Source organism: Nonomuraea sp. NPDC048901 (genome assembly GCF_040649695.1).
GTDB lineage: Bacteria > Actinomycetota > Actinomycetes > Streptosporangiales > Streptosporangiaceae > Nonomuraea.
This window is the reverse complement of sequence record NZ_JBEZFW010000003.1, coordinates 931,283-957,594: the sequence shown is the minus strand read 5'-3', so window position 1 is coordinate 957,594 and position 26,312 is coordinate 931,283. Positions and strand designations below refer to the sequence as shown.

The following is a 26,312-nucleotide window of genomic DNA, read 5'->3' as shown; positions in this document are numbered from 1 at the left end:
GGAGCCGCCTAGGAGCCGGGTAGGAGCACGCGGAAGGTGGCGCCCCGGCCCGGCGCGGAGTCGAGTTCGATCGTGCCGCCATGGGCGTGCACGATCGCGGCCACGATGGCCAGGCCCAGTCCCGCGCCGCCGTCGATCCTCGATCTGCCCTGGCCGACGCGGTAGAGGCGGTCGAAGACGTGGGGGATGTGCTGCTCCGGCACGCCGGGCCCGGTGTCGGCCACCTCGAACACCGCCATGCCGCGTGCGGTGCCCACGCTCACCGTCACCGACGCGTCCTCCGGGGTGTGAGTGAGGGCGTTGCCGACGAGGTTGGCGGCGACCTGGCGCAGCCGGGCCTCGTCGCCCACCACCGAGACCGGGGCCAGCGTCCCGCCCAGGCCGCTCAGCCTGACCTGCCTGCCGGGCACCCGGACGCGGGCGTCCCGGATGGTGTCGGCCGCCACCTCCAGCAGGTCGACGGGGTGGCGGTCGATGGGGCGTTCCTGGTCGAGCTGGGCCAGGGTGAGCAGGTCGTTGACGAGCATGCCCATCCTGGCGGCCTCCTCCTCGATCCTGCGCATCGTCTCCTGCTCGTCGCCGCCGCCCCGGCGGTAGAGCTCGGCGAAGCCGCGGACCGAGGTGAGCGGGGTGCGCAGCTCGTGCGAGGCATCGGCCAGGAAGCGGCGCATGCGGGACTCGGAGTCGGTCCTGGCGGCGATCTCGTTCTCGACGCGGTCGAGCATGACGTTCATGGCCGCGCCCAGGCGGCCCGCCTCGGTGTGCGGGTCGGGGGCGGGGACCCGGCTGGCGAAGTCGCCCATGGCGATCTGACCGGCCGTACGCTCCATCCTGGTCAGCGGGCGCAGGCCGAGGCGTACGACGGCGTCGGCGGCCAGGCCGAGCAGGAGCAGGATGAGCGCGCTGACGGCGAAGGCGATGGCGACGAGCGAGGCGCGGGTCGCCTCCAGTTCGCCGAGGGACTGCGCGACCACCACGGTGCCGCCGTCGCGGGTCGTGATCCCTTTCAGCCGCCAGGACGGCCCCGTGGTGCCGCTCACCGTGTAGGGATCGCCCACGTGGACGTCACCCAGCACCGGGCCGGGGTCCGAGCCGCCCGGCAGCTCGCTGACCAGCCTGCCGTCGGCGGAGTAGATGTAGATCCTGGCCACGGAGGCGACCCGCTTGGTCAGCACCTTCTCCCAGTCCATGGTCTGACCGCCGGAGATCAGGCCGGCCATCATGGGCAGCTTGCCGACCGCGCCGCCCATCGTGTTGAGCTGGGAGTCCACGCGGCGCAGGAGATTGTCGCCGAGCAGCGCGATGCCGACCACGTTGGCCAGCACGAGCGCGACCGTGGTGAGCCCGAGTATCGCCATGACGAGCCGGGCGCGCAGCGTCCACCTGCCCGGCCTCACCGCGGGGTCCTGAGCGTGTAGCCGACACCGCGCACGGTGTGGATGAGCTGCGGCTCGAACTTGTCGATCTTCTTGCGCAGGTAGTAGACGTACGACTCGACGATGCTGGAGTCGCCGTCGAAGTCGTAGCGCCACACGCTGTCGAGGATCTGCGCCTTGCTCACCACCCGGCCGGCGTTCGTCAGCAGGTATTCGAGCAGGTTGAACTCGGTGGGCGACAGATCGACGAGCACGCCGCCGCGGCGCACCTCGTGCGCGGCCACGTCGAGCTCCAGGTCGGCGTAGCGCAGCACGTCCGCGCGCCCGGTCTCGGTACGGCTGCGCCGCAGGATGGCCCGGATGCGCAGCACCACCTCCTCCAGGCTGAACGGCTTGGCCACGTAGTCGTCGGCGCCCAGCGTGAGCCCCTTGACGCGGTCCTCGACCGTGTCGCGCGCGGTCAGGAACAGCACCGGGACGCTCTCCCCGAGCCGCCTGGCCACCTCGAACCCGTCGATGTCCGCCATCATCACGTCGAGCACCACGATGTCGGGCTCGAACTCCCTGGCGGCCCGCACCGCCTCGGCGCCGGACTCGGCGGTCCTGACCTCGAACGAGACCAGGCGCAACGTCTGCGAGAGCAGGGCACGGATGTTCGGCTCGTCGTCCACGACGAGCACCCTGGCCGGTCGATCCATGGTCAAAGGTCTACCCAAGCCAGCTCAAAGCCGGCTCAAAGTCATTTCATGAAGAAGATCGGCCCGCGCGGCCGGAACGGCAGCGAAGCGCCCTGTGGCACGAGGAAGGCGTGGTCGCGGCGGATGCGGATCACGTCGCACTGGCCGTCGGTGATGAGCAGGATCGGCCCGTCCGTCGGGAAGTCGTCGGCCCGTTCCAGCAGGCTGACTCCGGGCTGCAGGATCGTGCCGCCCCGGCCGCGTACCTTGACCCGGTTCGCGATGTCCTCGACCGGCAGGTAGCCGGCGTCGTACGCGATGGCGTCGCAGAACACCACGCGCGCCCGCGGCACGTCGCGGACCGAGGCGTAGGAGGCGATCGCGCCGAGCGCCTTGCCGAGCAGCTTGACGTCCATCGAGCCCGAGGTGTCCAGCACCACGCCGAACGTGGCCTTCCTGACCACCTCCTCCGGCCGCACCCGGCCGGGGCGCGGGATGTGCGGGGTGGCGGCCTGGCGGCGGGAGGCGCGGGCGTAGGAGCGCCGCGTCTCCTCCGGCTGGAAGTGCTCGTCGAACCAGCGGGCCAGCTGCGCGTCCCACGGCAGCGGCGGCTGGTCGAGCGCCCGGATCTCCTGCTCCAGCCCGGCCGGTACGTAGCCGCGGCCGTTGCCCTGGTGGAAGGCCAGGCCTGTGCAGAGGGCGCTGCGGTAGTACTCGTCGAGGTCGACGCCGCCGCGGGCCGGGCGTGGTGGCCGGTCGAGGACGTCGCCGAGGCCGCGCCCGCGCAGCGTGGCGAGCTTCCGCATCCGCCGCAGGTCGGTGACGATCGTGTCGTAGACCGCCTCGGCCGACATGCCGGACAGGGCCTGGTCGAACAGCAGCCCTTCGGGCATCTCGCCGACGCCCATCTCGGTGAGCCAGCCGTTGATCACATAGTCGCAGGCGACGTTCCAGATGTACGGCTCGCGCGGGCCGACCCGCTCGCCATGGCGGAGCGCGGCGTGCAGCATCTCGTGGGCCAGCACGAACCGCCACTCCTCCTCGGAGTGCCGGGCGAGCGGATTGATGTAGATCTCGCCGGCTTCCGCGCTGACCGCGGCGATGGAGATCCCCCAGCTCCTGGCCAGCTCCACCTCGGCGACGATCTTCATGCCGGCGGCGAGCGCGCCCAGCAGCGGGTAGGAGGAGACGAACCAGCGCAGCGCCGCGTCCCACGGCCCCTCGACGTGCTTGTCGGTCGTGACGCGCGGGGTGCCCGCCTGGTCGAGCGCGGCGGTGGCCGCCTCGGCGACGCCCACCGCGAACATGGACGGGAAGTCGAAGTGCTTGGCCATCTCCGCCGAGCAGACGCGGAAGTCCTCCTCGCCGAGCGGTTTGTACGCCTCGGGGATGCCGAGCCTGCGCCAGCGCTCCGACAGCGTGACCTCGTCCTGCTCGGGCAGTTCGGCGGGCAGCGGCGCGGGGCAGCGGCCGATCTTGAGCGTCCGCAGGAACCGGTCGACGGCCAGGCAGCACGCGGCCCGGTAGGCGGGCTCGGGACGGTCGCCTTCGACGTCCTTCGGCGCGCAGGTGCGCGGGTCGGCGTGGCCGAAGCCGAGATGGAGCAGCAGGTGGGCGAAGATCCACGCCCACTCGGCCGCCTCGGCGCGGCGGCGGGGGTGGTGGCGGATGTCCCCGTCCTCCGTCACCACCGCCCAGGTGTCGGCCGACAGCTCCCCCTCATCCGCCGCGTAGAGCCAGCTGTGGTAGACGGAGAACAGCGGGTGCCGGTCGACGAGCTGCCAGCCCTTGCGCACCTCGGCGCGCCACGGGTCGGTCTTGGCCTTGTTGCGGGGGCTCATGATCGGGCCGCCATCAGCCTGGGCACGTCCCTGCCGACCTCGACGAGGAACCAGGTGGGCAGCGCGGGCGCGCCGTTCGCGTCGGAGGCGATGACGAGCTGGGCGCACTCCAGCGAGATCTCGGCCAGCTCGACCAGCAGCGTCTTGGCGCGGAAGCCCAGGTCACGCCCTCTGGAGGAGGCGCCGCGCTTGTCCGCGGGCAGCTCCTTGACCAGCCGGGCCCGGAACGCCTCGGCCAGGAAGTAGAGCAGGTCGCGCTCCTCGGGCCGGCGCGGCCATGGCGCCTCGCCCTTGATCACCGCGTTGAGGTCGTACGCGTGCCGGACGGTCTTGACGTAGGCGCGGAAGGCGGAGGCGTGGTTGGCGGTGAGCGTGCCGAACGCGAGCATGGCGAGCGTCTCGTCGGCGACGTCATCGCCGTAGGAGGTCAGCACGTCGGAGAGCATGTGCCAGGCGCGCGGCGAGGAGAACGGCTCCTCGGTCTTGGGCGGCGCGCTCCACAGGTGGTCGGGCCGCTGCGCCAGGTAGTCGACGATCCACGGGTGGATGCCGTTGGCGGCGGCCCACTTGAGCCAGTCGTCGGGCGAGGCCCGCAGGTGTACGTGGACCAGCCGGTTGATCAGCGCCGAGGCCATCGGGCGGGCGAGCGCGTTGTCGGTGGCCCGGTTGCCCGCGCCGATCACGACCGATCCGGCGGGCAGCTCGTACGCGCCGATCCTGCGGTCGAGGATCAGCGAGTAGAACGCTTTCTGCACCTCGGGCGCCGAGGCGTTGAGCTCGTCGAGGAACAGGCAGTAGGGCTCGGCGCGGGCGATCGACTCGGGCGGCGCGAACCGGCTGCGGCCGTCGACCAGCTCGGGCACCCCGATGAGGTCCTCGGGCGCGAGCTGGGTGCCGAGCAGCGTCACGCAGTCGAGGCCGAGGGAGTCGGCGAACTCGCGGACCAGCGAGCTCTTGCCGATGCCGGGCGCGCCCCACAGGAACACCGGCCGGACGACGGCGACGTGCAGCAGCAGCTCGGGGAGCTGCATGGGAGTGACCGTGACCGTCGCCTGCACGTCTTCAGAGTGGCGAATCGTGGCTGTCACGCGCATCAGGTTTTTTATTGGGTTGCCGCGCCGGCTGCCGCGTTCCTAGCATCGTCGGCATGTATTGCTGCTTCATGCGTCTGCGCAGCGACCGGGCTCGGGCCCGCTAGCTGACGCGGTTACGACCTAGGCGTCCGCCGGCGCGCCCCGGGCCCTTCGAGAGACCCATACATCTCGAAGACCCGAGAGGGCGGCTGTGGCGCAGAACTTCGCGCACGGAAACTATTCACATACCCAGAAGAACGCCAGGAACAGCGGCGGTCGCACGCCCAGAGACCGGGCCAGGCGGGCCTTGTCGCAGAACTTCCTGGTCGACCGGCATGCCGTCGAGCTGGTGGTCAAGGCGGCCGCCCCCGAAGGGCTGGTGCTCGAACCCGGCTCGGGCGAGGGCGTACTGACCTGGGCACTGGCCGAGGCCGGCGCCCAGGTGATCGGCTACGAGATCGACCCGCGGCTGGCCGGCCGGCTCGCCGCGCGCACCCGCGACGATCCCCGGATCGACGTGGTCAGAGGCGACTTCACGAGCGCGCGGGCGCCGCGTGAGCCGTTCGCGGTCGTCGGCAACATCCCCTACTCGGTCACCTCGCGGATCGTCGACTGGTGCCTGCGGGCGCCGGGGCTCACCTCGGCGACGCTGCTCACCCAGCGGGAGTACGCCCGCAAGCGCTCGGGCGACTTCGGCCGCTGGAGCCTGGTGACGGTGGAGTCGTGGCCGTGGTTCCACTGGCGGCTGGGCGACCGGATCGGCAGGGAGAGCTTCCGGCCGGTCCCGTCGGTCGACTCGGCGATCCTGCGGATCGAGCGGCGGCCCACGCCGCTGGTCGAGGCCCGGCGTGGCTATCAGGAGCTGGTGGAGGTGGGGTTCGGCGGGGTGGGCGGCTCGGTGCGCGCCTCGCTCAGACGCCGCTATGAGGGAGTCGACGTCGCCATCGCCGCCGCGGGCATCGCCCGCGACACGGTGGTGGGCCACGTCCACCCCGACCAGTGGATCACGTTGTGGGAGCGGCTATGCCGCTGACGTGACCGTGGCCTTCTCCGCCGGCCCGACGGGCGGGGCGAGCACCTGGACCGCCGGGGACCGGCGGCCCCAGGGCATCGCCATGAGCAGGATCGGCAGCAGCACGATCGACGCTCTCGACCAGTCGCGGTGCAGCAGCCACCAGGCGTTGTCGTCGAACTGGGTCATGTACAGATAGCCGTACGCCGACCACAACGAGACGCCGATGATCGCCGGCCAGGCGAACTTGGTGGGCCTGGCGATCAGGAACGGCATGAACCACAGGAGGTATTGGGCGCCCAGCCGCGGCGTGACGACCATGAAGATCAGCAGGATGGCCAGGGTCATGTCGATCGGGTCGGCCCGCCGCCAGATCAGCACCGCGAGGACGACGCAGATGTAGATCAGGTAGGTGCCGATCTTGGCCAGGCCGGGGATCAGCGCCCAGTCGCCGCCGGTGAAGTGCGGCGTCCAGCCCCACTCTCCGATGATCGGCCGGATGTCCTGAATGGTGTCGATGACCGCGGGGATCTGCTTGAGCGACGTGCCGGCGAAGATCGGCAGGGTGACCAGGAAGAACACCGGCAGCGCGCCGGTCATGAACAGAGCCGCGATCCTGGCCCGCAGGTTGGGCAGGAGCAGCAGCATGCCGGGGATCAGCCAGATCGGCCAGCTCTTCGCGCACAGGGCCAGGCCCATCAGCAGACCGGCCAGCGCGCCGCGCTTCAGATCGGCCCGGTCCATCGGGCCGGGCATGAGGGCGCGGTGGAGCATGCCGCCGGGGCCGATGACACGGGGCAGCGAAGCCCGCCAGCCGTAGGCCGCGACGCCTCGGCGTACCTTGGCGACCACCTGAGTCGTGACGCCAGCCCGATCGGGCGAGCCGGGGCCGCGGGCCACCACGAAGGCGGCCACGCCGAAGGCCAGCGCCACCGGCTCGACCTGGCCATGGATGCAGGCGACGAGCAGGGCGAGCGGGTTGAGCGCGTACTGCAGGGCGCGCAGCGACGCCTTGGGGCCGCCGGCCAGCTTGGCGACCAGCGGGATCAGCACGATGTCGGCGACCACGGTGACCAGGCGTCCGGCGTAGACCCACGGGATGCCCAGCCACAGCAGGATCCCGTAGACGTAGGGGATGGTCGGCAGGAAGTGCCAGCCGCCCTCGCTGGCCAGGACCGGGTCCTGACCGTTCAGCACCGCCTGACCCGCCGGCTGGAAGCTCTCCATGAAGTCGACGGGCTGCCAGGAGTCGTGGGCCGCGGTGAACATCAACACCACGCGTACCGCCACGCCGACCAGCACGGAGACAAGGAGAGGGGGTCGCCAGTCACGCCATTGGGCGATGAGAGCGAACAAGACACCTGCGACGAGGATCGTCCCCGTGAGAACTGCGTAATCCATGGCGGCTTCTAGCCTGCCGTACTCCTCTGAGTACTTCCACCGAGGGTTCCGATTCTTAACTCTGACATGGCGGGTCGTAACGCGATAGAACATGACCCTCTGTGCTGAACTTTTCTCATGGGGGGATCGCAGGTCAACCAGGCTCTGGTCAGGCTCTACTTCGAGGTGAAAGACGGGCTGCGTGACCCGGTCGCGGCGTGGGCGAAACTCACAGGAAATTCGCAGGTCTACCAGCAGGCCAGGGGTGGAAGGCGGGTTCCGCTGGACGACGGGACGGCGGCCGAGCTGACCGCCGCGGCGATCGTGCACACGGCCAGCGAGCACGGCGCGGACCGGGTGGCCGCGCTGTCCACCTCGCCGCTCGCCGGGCTGATCGGCGGCCTGGGCGGCGCGGTGCTGACCGAGCAGTCCAGCGTGCCGGACCAGCTGCTCGGCCAGGGGTTCCCCGGCACCTCGCCGGAGGACTGGCCGCGAGCGGCGTATGTGCTGCTGTGGGGCGAGAACAACAGGCTCGTCCGCACGCCCGACATGCCCCTGGTGATCGCCGGGCGCTACAAGGGCCAGAAGGTCGTGGCGATCGGGCCGCATCCGACGCGCCTGTCGGACGAGACCCTGGTCGTCCGGCCGGGCACCGACGGGGCGCTGGCCATGGCCATGGGGCATGTGCTGCTCAAGGAGTTCTTCCTGGAGCGGGCGGCGTTCGCCGGGCACGCGATGGAGCATACGGACCTGCCATACCTGGTGCGGCTGCGCGAACACGGCGGCGCCTTCGTGGCCGGCGGGCTGACCGGGCGGCCCGCCGAAGGACTGAGCGTGTACGGCGGCGACTCGGTGGAGGTGCTGCTGCCGCGCTTCGACGACGGGCCGGGGCTGCTGCGCCGCGGGGTGCCGGTGGTCAGGGACGGCGACGAGCCGGTGACGACGGTGTTCGACCTGCTGCTGGCGGTGTACGGGGTGGCGCGCGACGGGTTGCCGGGCTGCTGGCCCGACGGCTATGGCGATCGCGGTGAGCCGTACACGCCCGCCTGGCAGGAGGCGTACACGGGGGTGGCCGCCGCGCGCACGCTGAAGATCGCGCGGGAGCTGGGGGCGACGGCGGAGCGGACCGGCGGGCGGTGCATGATCGTGCCGGGGCGGCTGGAGACGAACCACGCCGACACCGCCTACCGGGCGATGCTGGCGCTGCTCGTACTGACCGGCTGTGGCGGCGGCTGGGCGCAGGCCGGCGCGGGGTCGGCCATTCCGCTCGTGCCGTACCTGTGTCTGCACGCGTGCGGCGAGGACGGCACGGACGTGGGCGCGCTGAGCTGGCCGCTGGCCGAGGGGCTGTTCGACCGGCGGTCGTCGCGGTCGATGCTGCTCGAAGCGGTGCGTGACGGGTTGCCGATGGCGCCGACGCCGCGCGTGCTGGCCATCCCGCGCCCGATCTATCCGCTTCCGCCCGAGGTGGAGTTGCTCATCGGGCCCGACGACCGGTGCGACCTCGCGCCGCCCGACGCCTACCTGGTGGCGGACGCGGTGGCCAAGCTGACCGTCGATCACATGGAGCCCGCCGCGCCGGATCCGGCGGGGGTCGCCGCCGGAGGACGGATGCGGTTGCTGGTCGATCACGCGTGGATGCACGAGTACGGGGAGGCCCTGCCGACGTACCGTCCGCCGGGGCAGGGCCTGCCCGTGAAACCGACCCAGTTGGTGCGTTAGCCGGCTGGCGCGTTAGCCGGCTGGCGCGTTAGCTGGCTTGGTGCGTTAGCCGGCGCTCATCCGGCGAACCCAGTGAAGCCCTTGAAGATGCCGGTGAACTCGTACGCCGACTGGGAGATCCCGCTGCACGTCGGCGAGACGCTGCCGTTGGGGCAGCCGCCGTTGTCGCGGCCCACCGACCAGAAGCCGACGAAGCCGATGTGGTTGGTGTTGGCCCAGTCGCGCAGCTTGCGGGCGTCGGCCTGAGTGGTGGTCTGGCCCGTGTCGTTCTTGCCGATCATCGGGGTCACGCCGAGCATGCGCTTGAGCTGGGCATCGGTCTTCGACGGCCACACGCCCTTCATCTGGCCGAGCGTCGCCTGGGCGGCCGAGACCATCGCGTCGCCCCAGTTGCCGGTGTAGCCGAAGTCCATGACCATCGGGTTGACGATCACGTTCAGGCCCTTGGCGGCGGCGTCCTGGAGGATCTGCACCGAGAACGGGTCGAGGCCGTAGTCCTGTGCCTGCACGCGCAGCGTGTACCTCACCACGGTGCCGCGTTCGGACTGCAACTGCTTCAGCGCGCTGTTGACCTTGTTCACATCGATCGACGCTTCGACATCGACGTCCAGCTGGTTCGTGCCGACCGCGTCGAGCACCTTCTTGTAGGCGGCGAGCAGGGTGGCGGTGGTGCCGCAGTTGTGCTCCAGGTACGGGCCCTGGGCGCCGCCGCTGGCGACGACCACCTGGCCGCCCTGGGCCTGGAGCGCCTTGACGTCGTTGATGATCCTGGAATCGGTGAGCGGGATGACCCCGCCCCAGGCCGGGTTGCAGCCCGTGCTGTCGCCGAGCACGAAGGCCAGCGTGTAGTTCTTCACCCCGGTCGCGGCGGCGGCGCCGGTCAGGGACGGGGTGTTCATGGTGATGTCGATGTAGGGCGCGTAGCGGATGTCACCGGTCGGCGGCGGCGTGGTGTCGTTGGTGGTCTTCCCACTGACGGAGGCCGTGTACGCCGAGCAGTTGCCGGCGGCGTCACACGCCCGGACGCGGAAGCCGTAAGTCGTGGCGGCGCTGAGCCCGGTGGCCGTGTAGGTGGTTCCGGTGACCGCCGTGGGGGACGCGTTGTCCCTGGACACCTCGTAGCGGGCGACGCTGCCGGAGTTGTCGGTGGAGGCGGACCATGTCACGGTCAGGCTGGAGTTGGTGGCACCGCCGACCGCCGGGCTTCCCGGCACGGTCGGCGCCTGCGTGTCCGGGGCACCGCCCGGTCCGTCTAGCACGACGTCATCGGCGTAGTAGGCGCCCTGGCCGTACCATCCGTTGACGTAGACGATCACGCTGGTCACACCCGCGCCGGTGGTGAACGACGTTTTCAGCTGCTGCCATTGACCGCCCGGGGCACCCCAGGTGCTGACGTCGATCCCGGTGCCCGTCGCTCCCAGGAAGATGTAGTTGCCCTGGACCCATGCCGACAGCTGGTAGGTCGTGTTGGGCTGGACCGTCACGGTCTGCTGGCATCTGGCGTAGTCATTGCCCGCCGGGGTGGCCTGCAGGGCCTTCGTACCGCCGTGAACGGGTTGTGACACCGTTTGGGCGGCGGCGGAAGTCTGGCAGGTCCAGCCGGACAGAGCGGACTCGAAGCCGGGGTTCGTCAGGATGTTGGCGGCTGAGGCGGGTGTGGCTTGGAGGGCTATGAGGCCCAGGGCGATGGCGGCGGTCGCCGCGAGTCCTCGCAGGTTCATGGAGATCCCTCATGTTCTCGGGTCTTCACGTTCTCGTCTTCGTGAAGCTCGGGTCTTCGCGAAGCTCGGGTCTTCGCGAAGCTCGGGTCTTCGCGAAGCTCGGGTCTTCGTGGAACTCGGTCTTCGCGAAAGTGCCGCCGCGCCCCCGTGGGCCACCCGTCGCACCGGCGGCGGGACACCGGTGCGACGGGTGCGGTGGGCCGGTCCCGGTTCAGGAATCGGCAGTGGGTCGGTTCGGTTCAGAAACCGGCGGTCGGCCGGTCCTGGTTCAGAAGCCGACGGTGGGGCCGGTCCCGGTTCAGAAGCCGGCGGTGATCCTGGTGAAGTCCCAGTTCGACTGGGCGATCCCGCTGCAGTTGGACACGACCCCGCCGCCCGGGCACGGCCGGTCGCGGTTGACGGCCCAGTACGCGAGCCTGGTCAGGCCGTTGTTCCTGGCGTAGTCACGGATCTGCGTCCAGGTGGCCGTGGAGGTGAGCTCCTGCTGGTCCGACAGGCCGTTCATGCCCGAGATGCCCATGTGCGCGTACGCCTGTGCGTCCGACCAGCCGAAGGCCGTCTTGAGGGTGTTCTTCAGCCCTTCGGAGGCGTTGACCGTGCTCTGGTACATGTTCGAGCCGCCGCCGAAGTCGAACGGCATGATCGTGTAGTTGTCGATCGGGACCGCGAGCTCCTTCGAGCGGTTGATCAGGCGGGTGCCCCAGTAGGTGGGGCCGGTGGTCGAGGTGCCGAAGGTGACGACGACCTTGATGTTGGGGTTGTTCTGCTTGACGATCTTGAGGCCGTTCAGGATGCGGTCCTGGACCGCCTCGCTCTCGAACTCGTCGGTGTTCTCGATGTCGAAGTCGACGGCCGCGGGACCGACGGCGTTGATGACCGTCTGCACCGCGCCGGCGAACGCCGAGGGCGAGGAGCAGTTCGGGCCGAGCTTGTTGCCCGACCAGCCGCCGAAGGAGACCTGCACGCTGCCGCCGGCCGACTTGATGGCCGAGATCGCCTGCGCGTCGGCGCCGCCGGTCAGCGGACGGCTGCCGTCCCAGGCCGCGTTGCAGCCGCCGCTGGACAGGATGAACGCCATCGTGAACGACTTGACGCCGGTCGCGCTCATCACCGTGGCGGGCGCTGGCGGGTCGCCCCAGCCCATGTAGAGGTAGGGGGCGCCGGGCAGCTTGCTGCCGCCGCCGGTGCAGCCGATGGTCGTCCCGGTGACCGCGGCGCTGGAGGCCGACTCGCCTACCGAGTTGTACGCCCTGACGGTGAAGGTGTGCGAGGTGCAGGTGCCCAGGGAGCCGATGGTGGCCGATGTCCCGGTGACGGTGGCCTTGACCGTGCTGCCCTCGTACACGCGATAGCCCGTGACCGTGCCCGACGACGCGCCCCACGACAGGGAGAGCGAGCTGTTCGTGGACCCGCTGACGCTCGGCGAGCCCGGCTGGCCGGGGGCGCCGGTGCCGGCCGAGGTGGTGGCGGTGACGGAGTTGCCGGCCGCGGAGAGGTTCCCGGCGGCGTCACGGGCGCGGACCGTGTAGGTGTAGCTGGTGGAGGCCGCGAGCCCGCCGTCGGTGTAGGTGGTGCCGGTGGCCGTCGTCACCAGCGTCGAGCCCCTGTAGACGTTGTAGCCGGTGACGCCGACGTTGTCGGTGGAGGCGTTCCAGGCCAGCGAGACGCTGCTGGAGGTCGTGCCGGTCGAGCGGAGGTTGCCCGGCACCGAGGGGGCGGTGGTGTCGCCGCCGCCGCCGGAGACGGTCTTCCACAGGGCGGGCACGGCATCCGGCGTCCAGTCGGGCTGGGAAGTGTGAGCCTGGATGCACTCGTAGTCGACGCCGTTGTAGGTGACGCGGGTGCCCACGCTGTAGGCGGTCCATGCCGTCCACGCGGGGTAGGCGAGGGCCACAGCCCCATAGGCGCTGATCGAGACGGTGGTGAGCCCGGCCCCCATCATGGCCAGGGCGGCGAGTAAGGCGAGGAACATGCGGCGAAATCTCATGGCATTCCCTGGTGGTGCGGCTGTGACGGGTCATGTCCTTGTGGCGTGCCGTACGGCTTGCGCCGGGGGGTGAGAGCGCAAGCCGTACGGCATGGGCCCGCGGGGTGGCGCGGGCCGCTGGGGGGTGGCAGCAGGAGGGGTTCGCTTTGTTCGGCCAGTCAGCGGCCTACGCCGGAGGGTCACTTCGACGGCCCGGAACACTCTGGGTCAGAGTGGAGGAAGGCGGCGGCGACCGGGACATGGCTTCCTGATTCATGATTTCTTTTAGGAAAGTTTCCTAAGAGTTGCCGCGATCGTAGCCTTGACACCGGGGTCTTACAAGACCCAAAGAAATGGTTACGGCGGAGCACCCGCACTCGGTGCTCCGCCGTGGTGACCGGCCGAAGAGACGATCAGTTCTGCTGGGTGATGCGGACGTCGTCGACGCCCGCCTCGACCAGGGACGCGCCGGAGGCGTCGGCGGCGTCGATGAGGATGCGGACCGTCTGCCCCGCGTACGCGCTCAGACTGGCCGTGGCCGTGGCCCAGGTCCCGTTGCGGTTGGCCGCCGCGCCGGCCTGCTGGAAGACGGTCGTCGTGGTGTTGCCGACCACCCTGACCCGGAAGTAGTCGGCGCTGGAGGCGTTCGAGCCGTGCGCCAGGTACCACGACAGCGAGAGGCTGAGCGTGCCGGTGGCGGGCAGCGTGATGGGCGGCGACTGGATCGAGGTGATGCCGCCGTCGACGTCGAAGTCACCCGCGGCGGTGCCCGCGAGGCGGCCCGTCACCAGGTCGTTGGTGCCGCTGACCGTGGTGGCGAGCTGCTTGGCGCCGGAGGAGGTGGTCGCTTCTGGGACACCGCGCTCCCACGCGCCGAGGGTGGCCGTGTCCGTGGCGCTCGGGTTGACGGTCCAGCCGGTGCCCGTCTCGAAGGTGTCGGAGTAGACGGTCACGGGCGGGGTGCCGGTGCCGCAGTACTGGGACTCCTTGCCGATGATCCGGTAGACGCAGTCGGAGTACTCGAGGAAGCGGAGCACCGCCTCCCTGTTCCGGGTGGTCTGCGGGACGATCTGCTCGTCCGGCGGGTAGAAGCCCGGGCTGGAGCTGACGGGGTACATCTCGAAGGTGAAGCTGAAGATCTTGTACGCGCCCCACAGCCAGTCGTCGATCGTCCCGTCGGTGATGTAGAGGTCGCTGGCCTGCTCCGGGGTGTAGTTGTTGGTGGAGGCCATGTTCCGGCCGAGTGCCGCGAACGCGTCGTGGTCGTCCTGGGTCAGGCCCGGGGCCGTGTCGTTGAAGGTGAAGCCGTAGGGCCACAGGACGAGCTCGGCGTAGGTGTGGAAGTCGATGTTCGACTTGATCTGCTGGACGCCGCCGACGACGCGGCCGCGTACGAAGTTGGCCACGGCCCTGACCTCGGGCGCCGACTCGGCCGCCGCGCCGCGGTAGGTCTCGCTGGAGGTGCTGCCGGAGGAGCCGCCGCAGCAGCCGAAGTTGTAGGCCCAGTTGCGGTTCAGGTCGGTCCCGACGGCCGACGAGCCGCTGTTCGGCTGGCGGTTCTTACGCCAGGAGCGGTAGGAGCCGCTGGCGATGTCGTACTCGCCGCCGTCCGGGTTCAGGTCCGGCATGATCCAGATCTCCCGGGAGTTCACCAGGTTCGTGATCCGGGGGTCGGTGCCGTAGTTGTCCACCAGCAGGTGCGCCAGGTAGAGCGCCATCTCCACCGTGAGGTGCTCGCGGGCGTGCTGGTGCGCGGTGAAGAGCACCTCCGGCTCGGCCTCGTCGGTCGCGACGTTGTCGCTGATCTTGATGACGCGCAGGGCTCTGCCCTCGTACGACGTGCCGTACGTGGAGACCGTCGCGAGGTTGGGATGAGCGGCGACGAGCGCGTTGATGTCGGCGTTCGCCTCGGCGTAGTTGTGGTAGCCGGAGTCCGCCGGCGGGAAGTCAAAGGTCCCGACGCCGCCGGACGGCGATAACGGGCGCGACACCTCCGAGACCCGGTAACCGAGGCGCCTGATCGCGTCCACCTCGGCCGTCGTGGCGGTGATCAGGACCGACCCCGTGGCCACCTCGTCGATCGCGGCGCCGGTCGCGGCGACGGCGCTGCGTTGCTGGGCGTTCGCCGGTCCCTCCACGCGATACTGCCGGTTCGGCGGCGGCTCGGCGGCGGCCCCGGCTCCGGTCATGCCGGTCAGGCAGACCAGGCCGAGGACGGCGAGCAGGATGACAAAACGGCGTTTCACCTAGTCCTCCTCGGGCGCGTGGGATGTCGTTGACACGCGCCTGAACCGAGGGTGAGGACGTTGCGGTGGTTGGGAAAGGCCCAACTTTCCGGCCCGTCCGGTGGGCCCGTTTCCTGCTGGCTCCAGAGCCTGACAGACAGGTGCCAGGTTAATGCCAGCCCTCTACCAGGGCGTTCAGACACGCTGAGTGACATGAGCATCAGTGCTGAGGGCCTGCGACAGGAGGATCCCATGATCAAGACCACGGAGACCATGACCACCCGCGACGGCGTCACCCTCGTCGCCACGCTCTGGCGGCCCGCCGGGCCCGGCCCCTTCCCGGTGCTGCTGTCCCGCACGCCGTACGGCAGGACGGATCCGGGGCCCGGAATGCACCTGGACCTGGCCCGGCTGGTGGCCGCCGGATACGCGGTCGCCGTCCAGGACGTGCGCGGGACCGGCGACTCGGACGGCGAGCTCACCTTCATCGCCGGCGAGGCCGCCGACGGCTACGACGCGGTGCGGTGGGCGGCCACGCAGCCCTGGTCGGACGGGAACGTCGGCATGTTCGGCGATTCCTACCTGGGCATCACCCAGCTCCTGGCCGCGCAGGAACGCCCGGCGGGCCTGCGGGCCATCGCGCCGCACGTGGCGCCCGCGTCACTGCACGAGGTGGTCTACCACTCGGGCGTGCCCAACCTCAACGTGGTCCTGACCGTCAGCGCGGCCGTGCTCGCGCTCGACGAGCTGGAGCGCCGGATCAACCGGGGTACGGCGCTCGCCGCCGACAGGGACGCCTATCTGGCGGCACTGGGCTTCCCCGATCGCTTCCCCGAGACCATGCTGCGGCTGGCCGAGCGCCTGCCGCTCAGCGACCAGCCGCTCCTGACCGACCTCGTGCCCTTCTACGCCGGCTGGATGGACCATCCCGACCCGGCGGCGGAGATGTGGCGAGACGGCGCCGTCCGCTACGCCGAGATCGAGGTGCCGGCGCTGGTGGGCACCGGCTGGTACGACTACTTCCGCGACGCCTCCGTCGGCCACTACCAGCACCTGCGCGGCGGATCCCGGCTCGTCGTGGGCCCGTGGGCGCACTTCACGCAGGACGGCAATGTCTGCGGGCGTGACTACGGGGCAGGAGCGAGCCAGGACGCGATCGACTGGACCGGCCTGCACCTGGAGTGGTTCGGCCAGTGGTTGCGCAGGGAGCCGCCGGCCGACCGGGCCACGGTGACGTACTTCCTGATGGGCGCCGACGAGTGGCGTACCGCGTCCGACTGGCCGCCACCCGCCGCCCGGCGCGTGGCGTACCACCTGGGCCCGGACGGCACGCTCAGCACCGTCCCGGCGGGCGGCGGGGGCGGCGAGTTCGTCAGCGACCCCGACGACCCGGTCCCCACGGTGGGCGGGGCGGTGATGACGTTCGACGCCTTCGGGCCGCTCGACCAGCGCCCGCTCGACGACCGCGGCGACGTGCTGCGTCACCAGAGCGAACCGCTCGACGCCGCGCTGGAGGTGACCGGGGACGTCGAGCTGATCGTGCTCGTGTCGTCCACCGCGACCAGCGCGGACGTCGCCGTCAAGCTGATCGACGTACACCCCGGCGGCCGGGCCGAGCTGCTGACCGACGCCATCACCCGGGTGACGGACCTGACGCCCGGCGAGGTGCGCGAGGTCAGGGTCGAGCTGGGCGCGATCTCGAACCTCTTCCGCCCCGGACACCGGATCAGGATCGACGTGGCGGGATCGAACCTCCCCAGGTTCGCCAGGAACCCCCAGAAGGGCACGACCACGGTCCACGAACCCTCCTACGCGATGCTGCCGATCATCTCGTAGACCTCCTGCCTGGTCATGGCGGCGCCCTCGCCGTACAGGTGGTCGTAGCGCGCATCGCCGAGCGCGGCCCTGGCCGACGCCGTCCCCGCGACCGTGTCGGCCGACGCGTCGGGCGGCTCGACGGCGGCCGACGCGCCGAACAGGACGGCCGCGCGTTCCGGGTCACCGCCCGACAGCTCGGCCAGCGCGCACCCGGCCAGCACGATCGACAGGTACGGCAGATCCGGCGTGGCACCCAGCAGGCCGAGCGCCAGGCGGTGCTGTTCGAGCCCGGCCGCGGGGTCGCCACCGGCCGTCAGCGCCCTGCCGTAGCCGGTGTGCACCGCCACCGCGAGCTGCGGAATCGGCGGTGCCTCGGCCAGCAGCGGGAAAAGGTCGCGGTAGGTGGCCAGGCTCTCCTCGACATCGCCGAGCCGGTAGGCCAGCGCGGCCTCCCCCATGCCGAGCTGGATGAGGGTGAACGCCGAGATCTCCGCATCCGCGCCGAGCCGAGCACGGCTCCGGTAGGCCGCCCGATCGGTGGTTCCGTCGGCGGCCCGATCGGTGGTTCCGTCGGCGGCCCGATCGGTGGTTCCGTCGGCGGCCCGGCTGGTGATCCGGTCCGCTGTGACTCCGCGTCGGGCTTTGGCCAGGTCGGCGGCGGCGCCGTCAAGGTCGCCGCTCTGCGCGCGGAGCGTCGCCAACCGGGTCAGCGTCGAGATCGTCTCCTCCGAGCTCACCCACTCGCTGGTGAGAGACTGGGTCTCAGCGATCAGATCTTCCGTGGGTTCCCCGCGCGCGGCGCGCAGCGCGGCCAGATTCAGCAGCGCCTCGCTCAGCCCCCACCGTTCGCCCAGCTTCCTGAACCCGGCCACCGCCTGCTCGAGCCGCTCTTCGGACGCGTGCGGCCCGCCGAGCATCCTGGCCGAGCTGGCCAGCCAGAGGTCGTCGCTCTCGGCGAGGTGATCGAGCAGCGCGGCGGCCCGCTCGTCCTGCCCGGCCGCGCTCGCCATGACGGCCCGGCTGATCAGCAGCAGCGGGTGGACGGGTCCTTCCCGCTCCGCGGCCGTGATCAGCTCGTTCATCCGCACGGACAGGACCCGCATGGCCGCCCGATCACTGACGATCGACGCGAACTTACTCACCCCATCCGCGAACAGACAGGCCACGTACGCCCTCACCAGACCCGGAGGCGGGGTGTCGCCCGCCAAGTCCAGCACCTGCGCCGCCCAGTTCGCGCTCTCGTGCCGGTAGCCGCACATCCACCAATACCAGTTGAGAGCCGCGCAGAGCCGCAGCGCGATCTCCACGTCGCCCTCGTCGAGCGCCCAGCGCAGCGCCACCGAGCAGTCGTCTCGCTCGGCCGAGAGCCGCTCGATCCACTCGATCTGCGCGCCGGTCCGCAGCTGGGGAACCGCCCGTTCGGCGAGATCGAGCAGGTGTACGGCATGGCGCCGCCGGTAGGCCGCCGTCTCCCCGGTCTCGGCCAGCCGGTCGGCGGCGTACGCGCGGATCGTCTCCAGCATCGAATAGCGGCCCTCCGGCGACACCTGGACCAGCGACTTGTCGGCCAGCGCGCCCAGCACGTGGGCGGTGCCACCGCACACCGCCTCGACGGATTCGAGTGTGGCGCCGCCCGCGAAGACCGCGAACCCGCGGGCAAGCTCGCGTTCGGGCTCGTCGAGCAGGTCCCAGCTCCACTCCACCACCGCTCTGAGCGTCTGCTGGCGGGGCAGCGCCGTACGGCTGCCGCCCGTCAGCAGCCGGAAGCGATCGTCGATGCGGTCGGCGAGCTGCCGCGGCGTCATCGTCCGCAGCCGGGCCGCGGCCAGTTCGATGGCCAGCGGCATGCCGTCCAGCCGGCGGCACAGGGCCACCACGGCCGTGACGTTCCCCGCGTCGAGGGCGAACGCGGGCCGGGCCGCCGTGGCACGGTCGAGCAGCAGGCGTACCGACGGGTATTCGGCCGCTCGGGTCGCGTCCACGCCGGTCGGGGGCGGCTCCAGCGGCGGGATGGGCACCAGCCGCTCCCCCGGCACGCCGAGCGGCTCCCGGCTGGTGGCCAGCACATGCAGGCCGGGGCAGCCGGCCAGCAGGTCATCGGCCAGGCGCGCGGCGGCGTCGACGAGGTGCTCGCAGTTGTCCAGCACGACCAGCACCTGACGCTCGCCCAGGGCCTCGACCACCTGCTGGAGCGGCCCGGCCCCGCCAAGCCGCCCGGCCCCTACCGGTTCTCCGCCCCCTCCCGGTCGCCCGTCCGCCCAGGCGCCCGGCGTGTCCGGCCTTTGGCGCGGATAGTCGGTCATATCCGGCCGGTGATGCGAGTAGCCGGGCCGGTCCTCGCGCAGGCCAAGGGCGTCGAGCACCGCGCCGGGCAGAGCCGTGGGGTCGGTGACGGAGGCCAGCTCGACCATCCACGCGCCGTCGAACCGCGTGTCCATGCGCAGGGCCGCCTCGGCGGCCAGCCTGGTCTTGCCCGAGCCGCCCGGGCCGACGATCGTGACCATCCGGGCGTGACCGAGGACGGTGGTCAGCAGGTCCAGCTCGTCCTCGCGGCCGATGAACGTGGTCAGGGGGACCCGGACGTTGCCCTTGGGCAGGCCCTTGGGAGGGTCCTGCCGTACGGGGACCTCGCCCGACACGACCGCCAGGTGGGCGGCGCGCAGCTCGGGCCCCGGGTCGACGCCGAGCTCGTCGGCGAGTGTCCGGCGGGTGCGCTCGAACAGGGCCAGCGCGTCGGCCTGCCGCCCGGCGGCGGCCAGCCCGCGCATCTCCAGCGCGCACAGCCGCTCACGGAGGGGGTGCGCGGCCACCTCGGCGGCCAAGTCGGCCGGCAGCCCGGCCGCCAGCCGCGCCTCGGCGCGGGTCTCGATCGCGGCCAGCCGGTCCTCCTCCAGCCCGGCGGCCGCGTTGGCCAGGTGCGGCACGGCGCCGAGACCGGCGAGCGCGGGCCCCCGCCAGAGCGCGAGCGCCTCATCGAGCTGCGCCAGACCGGTCAGATCGAGCTTGGCGAGGCCGGTCAGGCGGCGAAAGCGCAGCGCGTCGACCTGGTCGGCGTCGACGGCCAGCGCGTAGCCACCCGCCCGGCTCTCCACGATCTCGTACGGCCTGAGCGCCACTCGCAGCCGCCTGACCAGCGTCTGCAGCGCGTTGGCGGCGTTGCTCGGCGGCTCCTGCGGCCAGAGCATGTCGATGAGCCGCTCCGACGTGACGGTCCGCCCGGCTTCGAGGGCGAGGATGGCCAGGAGCGCCCGTAACCGGAACCCACCGACCGCGATCGGCTCCGCGCCGGTCACTTCCAGTGTCCCCAGGATGGATATCCGCACGAAACCCATCCTGCCGCTTTCCCCCCGGATGGGCGCTCAAGTGGTACGGCTCGCGCGACCACCCCTAGCCACGCGAGCCGTACCCACTCTCAAACGGCGAACCCGCCGAACAACAGCGCGGCCAGCCCCAGCGCCAGCAGCAGGTTCACCGCCGTCGCGGCGGCGAAAACGCCGACCGGACGCCAGCCGGCCTCCCTGAGCGAGGAGACGCGGAACTCCAGCCCGATACTGACGAACGCCAGGATCAGGAAACACACCCGCAGGTCGTTCACCACGGCGATGGCGGCCTTGTCGCCGCCCGCGCCCAGATACCAGGTGGCGATCACCGAGGCGGCGACGAAGCCGAGCACGAACTTCGGAAAGCGGTGCCACAGGTCCGCCAGGCGCGGCAGGGGCGCGTCGGGGCGGCGCTCGACCTTGAAGGCGAAGTAGGCGGTGAGCGCGACGGCGACGACGCCCATGAGCGCGTTCTGCGTCACCTTGACGATGGTGGCGACCTGCAGCGCCTGCTCGCCGACGATCGCCCCGGCCGCCGTGACCGCCGCTGTGGTGTCGATGTTGCCGCCGATCCACGCGCCCGCCACCTCAGGGCTCAACCCCAGCACCCCGGCCAGCCAGGGCAGCACGAAGATGGACGGCAGCGCGAACGCGATCACCAGGCTCGCGCTGTAGGCCAGCTGCTCCTTCTTGGCCTGTACGGCTCCGGCCGCGGCGATGGCCGCGCTGACGCCGCAGATCGACACGGCGGAGGCGAGGAGCGCCCGCAGCTTGTCGTCCAGCCCCAGCTGCCCGCCGAGCCACCAGGTGAACAGGAAGACGCAGCTGATCAGTACGACCGCCTGGGCGATGGCCGGGCCCGCGGCGGTGACGATCACCTTGAGATTGATCGACGCGCCGAGCAGCACCAGGCCCGTCTTGATGAAGAACTCGGTCCTGAAGCCGCCAGCGAGCCGCTCCCGCAGCCCGGTGGCGCTCAGGACGGCATTGCCGAGCAGGCCGAGGGCGATGGCGTAGACGGGATACTCGACGGCCGCGCCCAGCTGCTCGAACGGCCCTCCTTTGGTGGCGTCGGGCACGCTCTGTTCCAGGAACCTGGTGGCGGCGCCGAGCACCAGCACCACCAGCACTCCTCCGGCGACGTCCAGACCGGTGGCCGTCCGGCCTTCGGTTGCTTCGGCGCTCATCAGGGCACCAACCCGGCCGGGATCACACCGGTGATGACGAGCAACAGCAGCGCCAGGCCGACGATGGTCGCCGCCCAGTCTTCGTTGATCGACCGCATGTTTTCACACTAAACCTACATGGAATCAAGGTAAAGGGGGTCCGCAGTCATCGGGGTAGCCGGTTTACACCGGTCGGCTTTCGTGATGGATTCGGGCAATGACCGTACAAGGGACGTGCGACCCCAGGTTCTCCCAGGTCGCGGAGGAGTTCGATCGTAACCTCGCACTTCGCGGCGAGGTCGGCGCATCGGTGTGCGTGGTGCTCGACGGTGAGATGGTCGTCGATCTCTGGGGCGGCCAGGCCGCGCCCGGCGTCCCCTGGCTGCACGACACCATCGGCCATGTCTGGTCATGTACGAAGGGCGCCACGGCGCTCTGCGCGCACATGCTGGCCGCGCGCGGTGAGCTGGATCTCAATGCCCCCGTCGTCCGCTATTGGCCCGAGTACGGGGCCCACGGCAAAGAGGCGACGCTGGTCAGGCATCTGCTCTCGCACCAGGCGGGGGTTCCGGTGTTGCGCGAGCCGCTGGCGCCCGGGGCGTTCTACGACTGGAAGCTGATGGTCGATCGGCTGGCCGGCGAGCGGCCGTTCTGGGAGCCGGGCAGCCGTCACGGTTATCACGCGCTGACGTTCGGGTTCCTGGTCGGCGAGGTCGTCCGCAGGGTGAGCGGGCGCTCGCTCGGCACGTTCTTCCGCGAGGAGGTGGCCGAGCCGCTCGGCCTGGACTTCTGGCTGGGCCTGCCGGAGGAGCAGGAAGGCCGGGTGGCGCCCACGATCCCCGCCGACCCGCCGTCGGACCCGCCCATGTTCTACGTCAAGGCGTTCACCGATCCCGCCTCGATTCCGGGGCTGCTGCTGGCCAACGAGGGCGGCTACATGACGACGCCCGGCGAGTCGGACAGCCGCCAGGCGCACGCGGCCGAATACGGCGCCGTCGGCGCGGTGACGAATGCCAGGGGCCTGGCGGGCATGTACCGGCCGCTGTCCCTCGGGGGTGGTGAACTCGTGACCGAGGAGCAGCTGACCGTCATGGGGCTGACCGCCTCGGCCGGGACCGACGCGGTGCTGGCCGTGCCGACCCGGTTCTCGACCGGGTTCATGAAGGCGGTCGACAACAGGTACCTGCCGCCCGCCGACAGCGAGGGCGCGCTGCTGTCGGCGACCGCGTTCGGGCACGCGGGCATGGGCGGCTCGCTCGGCTTCTGCGACCCGGCGGCCCGGCTGGCCTTCGGCTACACGATGAACAAGCAGGGCATCGGACTCGGCGTCAACCCGCGCGGCCAGGCCCTGGCGGACGCCACTTATCGGGCGCTCGGTTACCAGCAGGTGCATGGAGGAATTTGGTACGCGCCGAGGGATTAATCGCGCGATACCCTGGCTTGTCATTACGCATTCCAGGAGCGAGCGGCATGTTCTTCGGTATCACGGATCTCTCGACCTATGTCCTCGGTGCCTTCCTCATCATCCTGCTGCCGGGCCCCAACTCCCTGTACGTCCTGAGCGCGGCCGCCCAGCACGGGGTGCGGCACGGCTACCGGGCCGCGGCGGGCGTCTTCGTCGGTGACACGGTTCTCATGGCGTTCACGGCCGCGGGCGCGGCGTCCCTGCTGCGCTCCAGCCCGGTGCTGTTCAGCATCGTCAAGTACGCGGGCGCCGGCTACCTGGCGTGGATCGGCTTCCAGATGCTGCGGAGTGCCTGGCGCGCCTGGCGCTCCCGGCCCGGCACCGCCGAGACCGCCGACACCGCCCCGGCCAAGGCCGTTGACGCGGAAATCCCGGGCAGCCGCCTACGCCCGTTCCGCAAGGCGTTGACGATCAGCCTGCTCAACCCCAAGGCGATCCTCTTCTTCGTCTCCTTCTTCATCCAGTTCGTGGACCCGGGCTACACCGCGCCCGTGCTGTCGTTCCTCATCCTGGGCGCGATCATCCAGGTCTTCAGCCTGCTCTACCTCACCGCGCTCATCCTCGGGGGCACCTTCCTGGCCACCCAGTTCCGCGCCCGCAGAAAACTTAGCGCGGGCTTGACCTCGGGTGTCGGCGCCCTTTTCCTCGGTTTCGGGGCCAAGTTGGCGACCACTTCACTGAGCTGAAACCGCTTCTACGGCGGGGCTCAAGCGAGCTCTGGTTGAGTGACGATCGGCGGCGGCGCGCCACCCGCGCCGCACCGAGTCGGACAGCCACAAACTCATGGAACGTGGCAAAAGAGGCAGTGGCATACCGATTCGTCGGGTACGGTAAGCCACCGGCAGACCCGGAGTAACCAATTCGTAATCTCCACCGGTCCGTCCGGGAAGCCTGGTCTCCCGAAGCTCGGGTAGTTCGCTGATCGTCGGCCAATTTGCGGAGCAGTCGTGAATCACCCTCCCGTAACCCTGCCGCGTCTGACCGCTCTTGTGCGACAGGCGGTGCCTCGGCTGCTCGAAGGCGTGGTCGCGCCGCTCGCCGTGTTCTACGCCGCCCTGGCCGTGCTGGGGCTCAACGGGGCGCTGGCCGCGGCCGTGTCCTGGGTCTACCTCGGCGTCGCCTGGCGGCTGATCAGGGGCATCCGGGTGCCCGCCACGATGATCCTGGCCGCGATCGCGATCACCGCGCGCGCCGCCGTGGGCTTCTGGACCGGCAGCTGGGTGGTCTACTTCATCCAGCCGGAGCTGGGCACGCTCTGCATCAGCGTGGCCTTCCTGGCCTCGGTACGGCTCAACAGGCCGCTCGTGCAGAAACTCACGCTCGACTACATCCACCTGCCGTCGGCGGTGCTCAAGCATGAGCGGGTCCGCAGGTTCTTCGCCAGGATCACGCTGCTGTGGGCGTTCGTGCTGATGGCCAACTCGACGGTGAGCATCTGGCTCGCGCTGCACGAGTCGCTCAGCACCTTCATGCTGCTCCGCACCTCAGTGGTGGCCGTGATCAGCGGTCTCGCGATCACCTTCTCGATCTTCGCCTTCAAGCGCCTCCTGCGCCGGTTGCACGTGGCCCACGCCTGACCGTTCGGCCAGCAGGAACGCCCCGCACATCGCCATCACCAGCCCGGTCAGCGTGCCGAACAGCTCCACCAGGCCCGCCGCGCCGGTCATCTTTGCCCCGAGCGGCCCGGCGGTGACCGTGAGGATCATCGCGTACAGCCCCCAGCCGAACATGACGCCCGTGCCGAGCCAGCCCACCACCAGTGGCGGCCAGAACGCCCCGGAGCCCCGGCCTCTGACGAGGAGGACCAGCGCGAGCCCCGCCCCGAGCGCGAGCAAGCCCTTGAAGCCGTCCTGCAGCACCTGATCCGGCGCGGCGTTACCGGCGGCCCAATACAGGCGGGTCGCGCCGAGCACGGCCGACACCGGTAGCGCCCCTCTGGCGACGACGGTCTGGAACGACCTGGTCGGGCTCACGTAGCCGTACCCAAGGGCTGTGGAGAAGACGACGGGCCACCGGTCCCGGGCGTACAGGACGAACGCCACCATCAGCCCCACGCCCTGCCCGATGAACCCGCCGTAGACCATCATGTACACCCAGGGCGCGATGGGCCCGTCCGTCACGAAGATCGACGGGCCGGAGACCAGGACGCTGACCGGCACCGTGACGATCACCACCGACAGCAGGCCGGTGCCGACCCAGAGGGGCAGCAGCACCAGCCAGGCGGGCAGCCGCATGCCCCGCCGCGTGGTGAACGCCAGCGCCAGCAGCAGCGCGACCGCGTCCATGCCGAATGTCATCACGTTCAGCCCGACCATCGCCGGATCGTTCATGAACGCCGGGTCGGAGACGCCCACCGGACGGCCGGTCAGCCAGAAGATCTTCAAAGTCAGGTACGGGAGCATGGCGGCCATCGCCACGACCGCCGCCGTGATGCGGCCGATTCCGGCCTTCTGGGGAGTCATGTGCCCACAGTGCGCCTCGCCACCCCGGCCATCCCTCCCGCAGCGGAGGGATCCGCCTCACCCGTGAGGGGGAACCCGGCGTCCGGATGGGAGTAGGGGAACTACCCTGACGAAAGTCAGGGTGGTGCTGGATAAACCATCCCCGGTGGTGTTAACCCCACCCCAAAGCCGCCCACCCACACTCCTGTGCTGGTAGCGGCGACCCGCTTTGATCGAAGAGTGTCGCCCGGAGGTCGTATGACCGCCCCTGACGAAAGTCGGGGGTCATGTGTGCCGATCGACTGATGTGCCGTGACCTGCGGAGTTTCTAGCTTCAAAAGGTGCGCGCCCTGACCCCTATCGGGGTGGGGCACGCGTTCGACCGGGGTGATCCCCGATGTCCCACGGCACCTCACACAGACACGCTGTGAGGGCGCCTCAACGATCGGAGTACACGCAATGTCGCACGCCATTCTGGAACTGGTCCAGCAGGTGATGTCGTCACCTTGGCTGTACGTGGCGCTGTTCGCGCTGGCGCTGCTCGACGGGTTCTTCCCGGTCGTGCCGGCGGAGACCGCGGTGATCACCGCGGCCGTCTTCGCCGCCTCCGGGCAGACGAACCTGGCGCTGGTGATCGTGGTGTCCGCGCTGGGCGCCTTCGCGGGCGACCATGTCTCCTACCTGATCGGTAAGAAGTCGGGCGGGCGGCTGCGGCACCGCAAGGCGTTCGTGTGGGCCGGGAACGCACTGGCCGAGCGCGGCGGGATGATCCTCGTGGCCGCTCGCTACATCCCCGGCGGGCGCACCGCGACCACGCTGACCATGGGCGCCGTACGCCATCCGCTGCGTTCCTTCACCTTCTTCGACGCGATCGCGGCCGCCTCGTGGGGCCTGTACTCCGGCCTGATCGGCTTCTTCGGCGGGATGGCCTTCGAGAACGACCCGATCAAGGGACTGCTGCTCGGCCTGGGCATCGCCCTGTCCGTCACCGGCCTGGTCGAGGTCATCCGGTGGGCGCGGAAGCGACGCGCCACCCAGGCTTCCCCGGAGCGCCTTCCGGTGGACACGTCTGTTTGACCTCGCCCGGTAACCATCTGTTTGAGAGGAGT

The 26,312-nt window shown here is 70.5% G+C and carries 18 protein-coding genes; 7 read left to right on the top strand and 11 right to left on the bottom strand.

Annotated features, from left to right (window positions below; all coding sequences use genetic code 11):
* Positions 1–8 precede the first annotated feature (8 nt).
* The 4 genes from AB0C30_RS13895 to AB0C30_RS13880 are packed head-to-tail and all read right to left on the bottom strand — an operon-like array spanning position 9 to position 4,952.
* On the bottom strand, positions 9–1,397 hold the full coding sequence (locus AB0C30_RS13895; RefSeq protein WP_357943079.1) for a HAMP domain-containing sensor histidine kinase: 1,389 nt from the start codon (positions 1,395–1,397) through the stop codon (positions 9–11).
* Complete coding sequence (locus AB0C30_RS13890; RefSeq protein ID WP_357943077.1) at positions 1,394–2,074, bottom strand: response regulator transcription factor; 681 nt, start codon at positions 2,072–2,074, stop codon at positions 1,394–1,396. The genes AB0C30_RS13895 and AB0C30_RS13890 overlap by 4 nt, the downstream gene beginning before the upstream one ends.
* A 41-nt stretch (positions 2,075–2,115) precedes the next feature.
* Positions 2,116–3,894, bottom strand: coding sequence for a hypothetical protein (locus AB0C30_RS13885; RefSeq protein WP_357943075.1), 1,779 nt, complete (start codon positions 3,892–3,894; stop codon positions 2,116–2,118).
* The gene (locus tag AB0C30_RS13880; RefSeq protein ID WP_357943118.1) at positions 3,891–4,952 is read right to left on the bottom strand and encodes a MoxR family ATPase; all 1,062 of its coding nucleotides are present in this window, start codon (positions 4,950–4,952) and stop codon (positions 3,891–3,893) included. Before AB0C30_RS13880 ends, AB0C30_RS13885 begins: the two co-directional genes overlap by 4 nt.
* 226 nt (positions 4,953–5,178) lie before the next feature.
* Between AB0C30_RS13880 and erm the strand changes: the two genes are divergently transcribed.
* Positions 5,179–6,000, top strand: a complete 822-nt coding sequence (gene erm, locus AB0C30_RS13875) for an ErmE/ErmH/ErmO/ErmR family 23S rRNA (adenine(2058)-N(6))-methyltransferase (RefSeq protein WP_357943073.1) — start codon at positions 5,179–5,181, stop codon at positions 5,998–6,000.
* On the opposite strand, the gene AB0C30_RS13870 is transcribed toward erm, so the two are convergent.
* Positions 5,989–7,380 carry a hypothetical protein gene (locus AB0C30_RS13870; protein WP_357943071.1) on the bottom strand — a complete coding sequence of 464 codons (1,392 nt, stop codon included), beginning with the start codon at positions 7,378–7,380 and terminating at the stop codon, positions 5,989–5,991. The two genes, erm and AB0C30_RS13870, sit on opposite strands and share 12 nt — an antisense overlap.
* A gap of 117 nt (positions 7,381–7,497) precedes the next feature.
* Here AB0C30_RS13870 and AB0C30_RS13865 point away from each other — a divergent pair, with 117 nt between their 5' ends.
* Positions 7,498–9,081 (top strand): molybdopterin-dependent oxidoreductase, encoded by a 1,584-nt coding sequence (locus tag AB0C30_RS13865; RefSeq protein ID WP_357943069.1) that lies wholly within the window; start codon positions 7,498–7,500, stop codon positions 9,079–9,081.
* A 56-nt stretch (positions 9,082–9,137) separates the two neighbouring features.
* Here AB0C30_RS13865 and AB0C30_RS13860 read toward each other — a convergent pair whose 3' ends face one another.
* From AB0C30_RS13860 to AB0C30_RS13850, 3 genes are all read right to left on the bottom strand, one after another.
* Entirely contained in the window at positions 9,138–10,802 is a 1,665-nt protein-coding gene (locus AB0C30_RS13860) for a carbohydrate binding domain-containing protein (protein WP_357943067.1), read from the bottom strand.
* A 298-nt stretch (positions 10,803–11,100) separates the two neighbouring features.
* A complete protein-coding gene (locus tag AB0C30_RS13855; RefSeq protein ID WP_357943065.1) occupies positions 11,101–12,789 on the bottom strand; it encodes a carbohydrate-binding protein in 1,689 nt (562 codons plus the stop codon).
* A 392-nt stretch (positions 12,790–13,181) separates the two neighbouring features.
* Positions 13,182–15,014 carry a M14 family zinc carboxypeptidase gene (locus tag AB0C30_RS13850; RefSeq protein WP_357943063.1) on the bottom strand — a complete coding sequence of 611 codons (1,833 nt, stop codon included), beginning with the start codon at positions 15,012–15,014 and terminating at the stop codon, positions 13,182–13,184.
* A 231-nt stretch (positions 15,015–15,245) separates the two neighbouring features.
* Here AB0C30_RS13850 and AB0C30_RS13845 point away from each other — a divergent pair, with 231 nt between their 5' ends.
* A complete protein-coding gene (locus AB0C30_RS13845; protein WP_357943061.1) occupies positions 15,246–16,829 on the top strand; it encodes a CocE/NonD family hydrolase in 1,584 nt (527 codons plus the stop codon).
* On the opposite strand, the gene AB0C30_RS13840 is transcribed toward AB0C30_RS13845, so the two are convergent.
* Both AB0C30_RS13840 and AB0C30_RS13835 read right to left on the bottom strand, forming a co-directional pair.
* Positions 16,802–20,134, bottom strand: coding sequence for a BTAD domain-containing putative transcriptional regulator (locus AB0C30_RS13840; RefSeq protein WP_357943058.1), 3,333 nt, complete (start codon positions 20,132–20,134; stop codon positions 16,802–16,804). The genes AB0C30_RS13845 and AB0C30_RS13840 overlap by 28 nt on opposite strands.
* A gap of 89 nt (positions 20,135–20,223) precedes the next feature.
* Complete coding sequence (locus AB0C30_RS13835) at positions 20,224–21,318, bottom strand: putative sulfate exporter family transporter (RefSeq protein ID WP_357943056.1); 1,095 nt, start codon at positions 21,316–21,318, stop codon at positions 20,224–20,226.
* A gap of 196 nt (positions 21,319–21,514) precedes the next feature.
* Here AB0C30_RS13835 and AB0C30_RS13830 point away from each other — a divergent pair, with 196 nt between their 5' ends.
* From AB0C30_RS13830 to AB0C30_RS13820, 3 genes are all read left to right on the top strand, one after another.
* Positions 21,515–22,720, top strand: coding sequence for a serine hydrolase domain-containing protein (locus AB0C30_RS13830; protein ID WP_357943054.1), 1,206 nt, complete (start codon positions 21,515–21,517; stop codon positions 22,718–22,720).
* 47 nt (positions 22,721–22,767) lie between these two features.
* Positions 22,768–23,448 carry a leucine efflux protein LeuE gene (leuE, locus tag AB0C30_RS13825; RefSeq protein WP_357943052.1) on the top strand — a complete coding sequence of 227 codons (681 nt, stop codon included), beginning with the start codon at positions 22,768–22,770 and terminating at the stop codon, positions 23,446–23,448.
* A 261-nt stretch (positions 23,449–23,709) separates the two neighbouring features.
* On the top strand, positions 23,710–24,339 hold the full coding sequence (locus AB0C30_RS13820) for a VC0807 family protein (protein WP_357943050.1): 630 nt from the start codon (positions 23,710–23,712) through the stop codon (positions 24,337–24,339).
* Here AB0C30_RS13820 and AB0C30_RS13815 read toward each other — a convergent pair.
* Positions 24,247–25,224, bottom strand: a complete 978-nt coding sequence (locus AB0C30_RS13815) for a hypothetical protein (RefSeq protein ID WP_357943048.1) — start codon at positions 25,222–25,224, stop codon at positions 24,247–24,249. The genes AB0C30_RS13820 and AB0C30_RS13815 overlap by 93 nt on opposite strands.
* 438 nt (positions 25,225–25,662) lie before the next feature.
* On the opposite strand from AB0C30_RS13815, the gene AB0C30_RS13810 reads away from it, so the two are divergent.
* Positions 25,663–26,280, top strand: coding sequence for a DedA family protein (locus AB0C30_RS13810; protein ID WP_357943046.1), 618 nt, complete (start codon positions 25,663–25,665; stop codon positions 26,278–26,280).
* Positions 26,281–26,312 lie beyond the last annotated feature (32 nt).

Bases quoted from the DNA above. Each gene is read 5' to 3' on its own strand.
- AB0C30_RS13810 (WP_357943046.1), top strand. From the start codon at position 25,663: ATGTCGCACGCCATTCTGGAACTGGTCCAGCAGGTGATGTCGTCACCT.
- AB0C30_RS13855 (WP_357943065.1), bottom strand. From the start codon at position 12,789: ATGAGATTTCGCCGCATGTTCCTCGCCTTACTCGCCGCCCTGGCCATG.
- leuE (WP_357943052.1), top strand. From the start codon at position 22,768: ATGTTCTTCGGTATCACGGATCTCTCGACCTATGTCCTCGGTGCCTTC.
- AB0C30_RS13845 (WP_357943061.1), top strand. From the start codon at position 15,246: ATGATCAAGACCACGGAGACCATGACCACCCGCGACGGCGTCACCCTC.
- AB0C30_RS13860 (WP_357943067.1), bottom strand. From the start codon at position 10,802: ATGAACCTGCGAGGACTCGCGGCGACCGCCGCCATCGCCCTGGGCCTC.
- AB0C30_RS13885 (WP_357943075.1), bottom strand. From the start codon at position 3,894: ATGAGCCCCCGCAACAAGGCCAAGACCGACCCGTGGCGCGCCGAGGTG.
- AB0C30_RS13870 (WP_357943071.1), bottom strand. From the start codon at position 7,380: ATGGATTACGCAGTTCTCACGGGGACGATCCTCGTCGCAGGTGTCTTG.
- AB0C30_RS13865 (WP_357943069.1), top strand. From the start codon at position 7,498: ATGGGGGGATCGCAGGTCAACCAGGCTCTGGTCAGGCTCTACTTCGAG.
- AB0C30_RS13830 (WP_357943054.1), top strand. From the start codon at position 21,515: ATGACCGTACAAGGGACGTGCGACCCCAGGTTCTCCCAGGTCGCGGAG.
- AB0C30_RS13835 (WP_357943056.1), bottom strand. From the start codon at position 21,318: ATGAGCGCCGAAGCAACCGAAGGCCGGACGGCCACCGGTCTGGACGTC.
- AB0C30_RS13890 (WP_357943077.1), bottom strand. From the start codon at position 2,074: ATGGATCGACCGGCCAGGGTGCTCGTCGTGGACGACGAGCCGAACATC.
- AB0C30_RS13815 (WP_357943048.1), bottom strand. From the start codon at position 25,224: ATGACTCCCCAGAAGGCCGGAATCGGCCGCATCACGGCGGCGGTCGTG.